Origin of the sequence: Synechococcus sp. R55.2, assembly GCF_047462075.1 — a bacterium.
Classification (GTDB): domain Bacteria; phylum Cyanobacteriota; class Cyanobacteriia; order Thermostichales; family Thermostichaceae; genus Thermostichus.
Genome location: NZ_JANSIH010000128.1, coordinates 1 through 7,520, shown reverse-complemented (window position 1 = coordinate 7,520; position 7,520 = coordinate 1). Strand labels below are relative to the sequence as shown.

The window sequence follows — 7,520 nt, the reverse complement described above, 5'->3', positions numbered from 1 at the left end:
AGAATCGGCCTTTGCGGCTTTTGGCGGATCGCTCGCGGAGGCGTTGATACCGTTTTGGTGTTCTTTTGGAAACATCGAGATCCAGACAAGGGCAGTAGGGCCCTGAGTCCACTGATGAGCCAACCTCAGCCAATCTAGCCGCGCAGGCGACCGGAGCGCAGGATGCTGATGACGAGCCACAGCCCCAACAGGCTGGCCGCCCCGAACAGGAGTTCGCTCAGCCAAAAGACCTGGAAGCGCTGCGTCTGAGCCGAGATGATGGCAGCTCCGACGATCAGAGAGCCGACCACAATGCTGTAGGAAAGGCGGTTGGCCGACTGATCCAGGCTGCTGCGGATCCCGTCCAGCTCTTGGATGGTCAAGTTCCAGCGCTGGGTTTCCGAGGTGATGCGGCTGAGCAGCAGCTCCATCTGGCGCGGCGATTGCAGAGAGAGATTTTTCAAATCCAAAGCCGTGCGCAGCAGCGAAGGCAGAGGGGCCTCCCCCAGCAATTGCGCCCGAAACACATCCGCCATCAGGGGGCGAAGCTGCTCCGGCAGGTTGTAGTCGGGGGTGAGCTGGCGGGCGATCCCTTCCAAATTGGCCAGCGCCTTGGCACAGAGGCCCAAATTGCCGGGAATGCGGATCTGGTTGCGCCGGGCCGCCTGCAGGATCTCAGAAAAGAGCTGGCTGAAGTTGAGTTCCGCAATGCTCAGGGTGTAGTACTGCCGCAGAAGGCGCTCGTAGTCGCTTTGGAGCTGGGCCAAGCTGACAGTCTGATCCCGCAAGCGGGCCGCGGATCTTTCCGGCAGGGCCAACTCCAGGGTCAATTCGGCACAGCGCTGGGCATCGAGGCTGACAATGGCCAGCATCAGCTCCAGCAGAATCTGCTGCGTACGCGGATCCAGCCGCCCAATCATGCCGCAATCCAGCAGGGCCACGCGACCGGATCCCAAGTAAAAGAGGTTGCCGGGGTGGGGATCGGCGTGGAAATAGCCATCAATGCAGATCTGCTGGAAAAAAGCGCGGGTCAAGAGGCGGGCGATGTTTTCCGGGTCCGCGTCGCTGCGATCCGCCTCCAACAAGGGCCGGCCCTCGATCCACTCCAGCGTCAACACCTTTGGCGTAGTGAGAGGCCAATGGATGCGCGGCACCACCAGTTGGGCCGGATCAAACCAACGCCCCCTTTGCAACTGTTGGCGGAGCTGCTCGGTGTGGCGGGCCTCTTGGGTAAAGTCCAGCTCTGCTTGAATGGCCCGGCAGAACTCATCCGCCAAGGCCACCACATCTGCCAATCTGCCGAACTCCGTTTGCGCCACCAGCTCGGCAATGCCCCGGATTAGCCGCGTATCCCGCTCCACCACCGCCTCCAGCCCGGGCCGCTGGATCTTGAGGGCCACCCACTCGCCGCTGACCAGACAAGCCCGATGGACCTGGGCAATGGATCCCGCCGCAACCGACTCTGTGTCCAGGCTGCTGAACACCTGCTCCAACGGCTGCCGCAACTGCTGCCGCAGCAGGATCTCCACCGCATTCCAGGGAACAGGAGGTACGTCGGCCTGCAGAGTGCTGAGGGCCTCGATGTACTCTCGCGGCAACAGGTCCGGACGGGTGCTCAGCAGCTGGCCTAGCTTGACATAGACCGGCCCCAGATCCACCAAAATGTTGCGCAGCACCATTGGGGGGGGCAGTTGGGGTTCCCCAGCCTTGCCAAAAGAGAGCAAGCGGCGCATGTAGTCCCAACCGTGGCGCAAAACCACCTCCAGGATCTCGGCCTGACGCGCCCCACTCTGGGCCAGACGGGCAAACATCGCAGTCTCTCTCCCTGGAAGTCCAATGGCAGAGAAGCCCGATCCCTAGAAAAAGGGGATAGGGGCCACCCTACGGGTTCCATCCCAGCCGGTTTGCAGCCCCTCCCGCAACACCCGCAGCACCTCATCGGTATCGGCATTGGGCTGGGCAAAGGAGAAAACATGCTTGAAGCGCAGTTTGCCCTCCCGATCCACAACGAACTGGGCCGGCAGGGGTGCTCCCAAAGCTTGGCCAACCCCATAGAGGCGGAAGGTTTTGCACTCGGGATCCACCAGCAGCGGGTAAGGCAGCTGCAGGTCTGCTTGAATCTGCTGGCTTTGAACCGGATCAGTGCTGGTGACCATCAGCAGCTCCGCCCCCAGAGCTTGGATCTCCCTGTAGCGGGCTTTCAGCTCTTGGATGTGGGGGTAGCAAAAAGGGCAAAAAAGCTTTTCGGTGAAGATACGAGTAAAAGCCAGAACCACCGGCTTTTGGCCGCGGTAGTCCGATAGCCGCACGGGATCCCCTTGCACGCGCGGCAGCTCAAAATCGGGGGCAATCTGGCCGATTTCCAGAGAAGTGTTGGCTGGTTGGGGGATGAAGTTGTCGGCAAAGCGACGGTTAAACAGTCCGCTGTTGCTGGTCATTGCAGTTTTTTACGTTTCTTTACTACTTGCCACCAGCCTAACCCAAAGCCTCGGCCACCGCCTTCAGCCGTCGGAGCTGGGCCCGCATATCCTGCTGGGTCGGCCCTGCTGCCAACAGGTAAAACCCTGCCGCCACCCAGGGACTGGGGATGCGGAAGTTGAAGCAATTGACTAGAAGGGTACCCCCCGGCTGGGGATGGCACTCCCAGCGGTCGGTTCCTTCAAAAAATCCCTTAAACTGCCACTGCACCAAGCCTTCTGCCCGCTCTGTAATCACGCAATCCAAGCTGGGGGATACAAACGGCAAGCGAAGGAAAAAGCGGTAGCGGCTGCCCAATTCCGCCAGAGGGGATCCCACCGCCTCACAGCCCAACAGCGGGTTGAGCCAGCGCTTCATCAACTCCAGGTCGGTGAGGCAGCGATCCACCTGGGCCACGCTGGCCGCAATCGGAATTGACTGGGTATAGATGGGCATCCTCAGGGGGAAGTTGGGGGAGCGAGCTTGGCCGCAGAGAGGTCTTCTGCCGTGGCAGAGGGGGATACGGTGCTCAGCAAAATCAAGATATCGCGATATTCCACCTGATCCGGCCCGCGACGGGGGGATCCCACTTGCACCACCGCCTGTTGGAGAGGCTTTTTGGGGTGGGGGGGAGACTCGAACACCAAGGTGCGGATCCCATTGGCCTGCTCGATGTCCGAGAGGATGTCCCAGCCCCGGCCCCACAGGGTGCGGCGATAGTAGGCGGCAATCGCCTCCAGAGGCTGAGAGGTCTGCAAGATCAGGGAAGCAAGGCCCCCCTCTCGATCCCGAATCTGTCCCGAAGAGATGATGGAAGCGTTGGGCAACTGCAAGTGAGGGGGAAACTGGGGGGGAAGAGCGCGGGCATCTCCTAGGGAAGCCTCAAAATGCGTGCCATCTTTGCCGATGTGACGCCGCACGGGATCCAGCTCTGGAGCAACCGGATCAGGCATCTTGCGGCAGGCCACGAGGGATCCCGCCAACAGCCCCAGGGTTAGCCGAGTAAGAATAGGCAAAGAACTTGGCCCCACTGACGTGAACCGCTCAAGACGGGGATTTTTTCTCATTCGTTGGCCAGGGATCCCTGACTGGTTATAGCGGATCCCGCCTTTGGATACAACCAATCTCCCTTTCTGGGCCAAGTTCCAGAGCAGCCATCATTCGTCGAGCCAGGGCTGACAACTGCACACCAGGTGGCGATCCCCGTAGGCGTTGTCGATGCGGCTGACGCTGGGCCAGAACTTGTGGGATCTGACCCAGGGGAGCGGGTAGGCGGCCAGCGAGCGAGGATAGGGGCGATCCCAGTGGTCGGCAGCCACCACCTCGGCGGTGTGGGGGGCCAGCTTGAGGGGATTGCGCACCGGATCCATCTCGCCTCGCTCAATGGCGGCAATCTCCTGGCGGATGGCAATCATCGCCTCGCAGAAGCGATCCAGCTCCTCCAGAGATTCGCTCTCGGTGGGCTCCACCATCATTGTCCCCGGCACCGGCCAGGAGATGGTGGGGGCGTGGAAGCCATAGTCCATCAGGCGCTTGGCCACATCTTCCACCTCGATGCCAGCGCTTTTTTTCAGGGGGCGCAAATCCAAAATACACTCGTGGGCCACCCACCCCCCCGGCCCCTTGTAGAGCACTGGGTAGTAGGGATCCAACCGCTTGGCGATGTAGTTGGCGTTGAGGATGGCCACCTGGCTGGCCAGGGTAAGGCCGGCGGATCCCATAAGGCGAATGTAGGCCCAGGAGATGGGCAAAATGCTGGCACTGCCCCACGGGGCAGCGCTGACGGGGCCGTTACAGCCGGGCAAAACAGGATGGCCAGGCAAATAGGGCACAAGGTGAGGGGCCACGGCAATGGGCCCTACCCCCGGCCCACCTCCCCCATGGGGAATGCAGAAGGTCTTGTGCAGGTTGAGGTGGCAGACATCGGCCCCCAGCTCGGCAGGACGGCAGAGGCCCACCTGAGCGTTGAGGTTGGCCCCATCCATGTACACCTGTCCCCCCGCCTCGTGGATTATCTGGCAAATCTCGCGGATCCCTTCCTCAAACACACCGTGGGTAGAAGGGTAGGTGATCATCAAGGCGGCCAGCCGCTCCCCGTGCTGCTCCACCTTGGCCCGCAGATCCTCAATGTCGATATTGCCGGCTTCATCACAAGCTACGCTCACCACCTGCATCCCCGCCATCACGGCGCTGGCCGGGTTGGTTCCGTGGGCCGAGGTGGGGATCAAGCACACCTGCCGCCGGCTTTCCCCTCTGGCTTGGTGGTAGCGGCGGATGGCCAACAGGCCGGCATATTCCCCCTGAGATCCGGCATTGGGCTGCAGAGAAACTCCGGCAAAGCCGGTGATCTCCGCCAGCATCTTTTCCAACTGGGCAAAGAGGGCTTGGTAGCCGCGGGCCTGCTCCAGGGGCACAAAAGGATGGAGCTGGGCAAACTCCGGCCAGGTGACCGGCATCATCTCCACCGTGGCGTTCAGCTTCATGGTGCAAGAGCCCAAGGGGATCATGGAATGGGTGAGAGCCAGATCCCGGCTTTGCAGGCGGTGGATATAGCGCAGCAGCTCAGTTTCCGAGTGGTAACGGTTAAAGACCGGATGGGTGAGGTAGGGGGTGGTGCGCAGGAGCTGGGGCGGCAGGCTCTGGCCCAAGTCCAGCTCTGGGCTGTCGGGATCCCAAGCTGGCGGTAAGGACTCCGTTCCGCTGCGGGGAAGGGTTCCGGCGAAGATCTCCCACAGATCCCGCAGATCCTGAGCGGTGGTAGCCTCATCCAAGCTGATCCCCAGCGTCTGGTCATCGATCTGGCGGAGGTTGATCTGTCGCTGGGCAGCGCCGGCCTGGATCGCCTGCACTTGCTCTGGAGAAGCTACCTTGACCCAGAAGGTATCGAAGAAATGCTCGGGCCCCACCTCATAACCCAACTGGCAGATCCCAGTGGCCAAGTGATGGGCCTGGCGGTGGATGCGCTCGGCTATGTGTCGCAAGCCGCGGGGGCCGTGGTAGACGGCATACATAGAAGCCATCACCGCCAAAAGCACCTGGGCAGTGCAGATGTTGCTGGTGGCCTTGTCCCGCCGGATGTGCTGCTCGCGGGTCTGCAACGCCAAGCGCAGGGCTGGCTTGCCTTGAGCATCCTGAGAAATCCCCACCAGCCGTCCTGGCAGCAGCCGCTTGTGGGCCTCGCGGGTGGCGAAGTAAGCCGCATGGGGGCCGCCATAGCCCAAAGGCACGCCGAAGCGCTGGGTGGATCCCACCACGATGTCCGCTCCCCACTCTCCTGGGGGTTGCAATAGGGTTAAGCTGAGCAGGTCGGCAGCCACCGTCACCACCATCCCCTTCTGGTGAGCCTGCTCCACCAACTGCCGGTAGTCCCGGATTTCCCCAAAGGTGTTGGGATATTGCAACAGCAGCCCAAAGCCCTTCTCCGGGCAAAACTCCGCCAGATCCGTCACGCGCACCTGGATCCCCAAGGGCTCTGCCCGCGTCTGCACCACTGCAATCGTCTGGGGATGACAGCCCCGATCCACCCAGAAAACCGGGGATCCCTTGCCCGCCAAGGTGTAGGCAAGAGCCATGGCTTCTGCGGCTGCGGTGGCCTCGTCCAGCAGGGAAGCATTGGCGATCTCCATCCCCGTCAGGTCGATCACCATCGTCTGGAAGTTGAGCAGGGCTTCCAACCGTCCCTGGGCAATCTCAGCTTGGTAGGGGGTGTAGGGGGTGTACCAGGCAGGGTTTTCCAGGATGCTGCGCTGAATCACCGGCGGCGTCAGGGTGTTGGAATAGCCCATGCCCAAAAAGGAGCGCCACACCTGGTTCTGGGCCGCCATTGCCTGCAGTTCCGCCAACACCTGCTGCTCAGGGCAAGGGGATCCCAATTGCAAAGGCTGGCTGCTGCGAATGGCCGGCGGCACCGCCTTCTCCACCAGCTCCTGCAGCGAACTCAGCTCCAACACTTGCAACATCTGCCCAATTTGCCGGGCATCCGGCCCAATGTGCCGTCTGAGAAAGAGTTCGGTCTGCCCCAGCAACTCCAGCTCCGGAGAAGGCGTGGGTTGTGGGATCCCTGGAGATGGATCCCGGCTTGGGGGGTCAAGTCGAGTCGAGTGGAGAAGGGCCAAGTCGGACATGGTGCGATAGCCGAGAAAGGGAGAGCAAGAAAGACTGTCTCCTGATCATAGTTGTTAAAAATTGTTTCTGTCGGGATCCAAATCCTGTCTTGGCCTTCGATTCGGGGTGGAGGGGATGAGACACTAGATGGTCGGAGAATGTTAGCAACCTATACAGATGAGCCTTTTGGATTCTGCTTGGAGAAGTGATGCTATGCGCTGGCTGCTGTCCATCTTGGTTCGTGTGGTGTTAGTGCTCTGTCTGTGCTTCGCTCCTTTGGGGATCCCTGTTGTGGCCAGAGCCGCAGAGCTTCCCGCGGTGAAGCACTTGGACACTCCGATTGACGTGAACAACACCATCTTGCGCAACTACCGCCAACTGCCCGGCTTCTATCCCACCCTGGCTCGCATCCTGGTGAAAAATGCCCCCTACAAGAGCCTGGAAGATATGTTGCAGATCTCCGGTTTGACGGAGCAGCAAAAGGCCTTGATCAAAGCCAACGCCGAGAACTTCGTGTTTGGCGAGTATCAGGAAGGGGCTAACCAACTGGAAAACCGCATCAACCAAGGGTACTACGGCTGATCTCGGCAGAGGGGCCATCGGGAGAATCGGCTTTTGTAGGAAAGGGATCCTGTGGCCTACGATAACGTCTGCAAGTACTTGGTGGAATGGTTCCCCGAGTCCTTTGCCCGGTGGCTGCTGGGATCCCCTGTTTCCTTGGCTCAGCTACAGCCGACGGAGCTGTCCACCGAGCCCATCCGAGCGGACTCTCTTATCCTGCTGCGGGCCCAAAACTTAATTTTGCATCTGGAGTTTCAAACCGACCCGGATCCCGATATCCCCTTCCGCATGGCCGACTATTGCCTGCGCCTCTACCGCCGCTATCCTGCCCAGGAGGTGCGGCAGATTGTCATCTACCTAAGAAAAACCCAGTCAGAACGGGCGTACCAAACCTCTTTTCAACGGGGATCCCTTTCTCA

The 7,520-nt window shown here is 60.8% G+C and carries 6 protein-coding genes and 1 pseudogene; 2 read left to right on the top strand and 5 right to left on the bottom strand.

Annotation, left to right across the window (positions count from 1 at the left end; all coding sequences use genetic code 11):
• Positions 1–134: 134 nt before the first annotated feature.
• From NW838_RS04785 to gcvP, 5 genes are all read right to left on the bottom strand, one after another.
• Positions 135–1,790, bottom strand: coding sequence for an ABC1 kinase family protein (locus NW838_RS04785; RefSeq protein WP_414355395.1), 1,656 nt, complete (start codon positions 1,788–1,790; stop codon positions 135–137).
• 45 nt (positions 1,791–1,835) lie between these two features.
• Positions 1,836–2,417 carry a peroxiredoxin family protein gene (locus NW838_RS04780; RefSeq protein ID WP_414332206.1) on the bottom strand — a complete coding sequence of 194 codons (582 nt, stop codon included), beginning with the start codon at positions 2,415–2,417 and terminating at the stop codon, positions 1,836–1,838.
• Between the two features lie 37 nt (positions 2,418–2,454).
• Positions 2,455–2,892 (bottom strand): SRPBCC family protein, encoded by a 438-nt coding sequence (locus tag NW838_RS04775; protein ID WP_011431811.1) that lies wholly within the window; start codon positions 2,890–2,892, stop codon positions 2,455–2,457.
• A 2-nt stretch (positions 2,893–2,894) separates the two neighbouring features.
• Positions 2,895–3,452, bottom strand: a complete 558-nt coding sequence (locus tag NW838_RS04770) for a hypothetical protein (RefSeq protein ID WP_414355397.1) — start codon at positions 3,450–3,452, stop codon at positions 2,895–2,897.
• Between the two features lie 141 nt (positions 3,453–3,593).
• A complete protein-coding gene (gcvP, locus tag NW838_RS04765; RefSeq protein WP_414355399.1) occupies positions 3,594–6,560 on the bottom strand; it encodes an aminomethyl-transferring glycine dehydrogenase in 2,967 nt (988 codons plus the stop codon).
• A 193-nt stretch (positions 6,561–6,753) separates the two neighbouring features.
• Here gcvP and psbU point away from each other — a divergent pair, with 193 nt between their 5' ends.
• The gene (psbU, locus tag NW838_RS04760) at positions 6,754–7,122 is read left to right on the top strand and encodes a photosystem II complex extrinsic protein PsbU (protein WP_414332351.1); all 369 of its coding nucleotides are present in this window, start codon (positions 6,754–6,756) and stop codon (positions 7,120–7,122) included.
• Positions 7,123–7,173: 51 nt separating this feature from the next.
• Positions 7,174–7,520, top strand: a pseudogene (locus NW838_RS04755) (hypothetical protein); the annotation flags it as partial.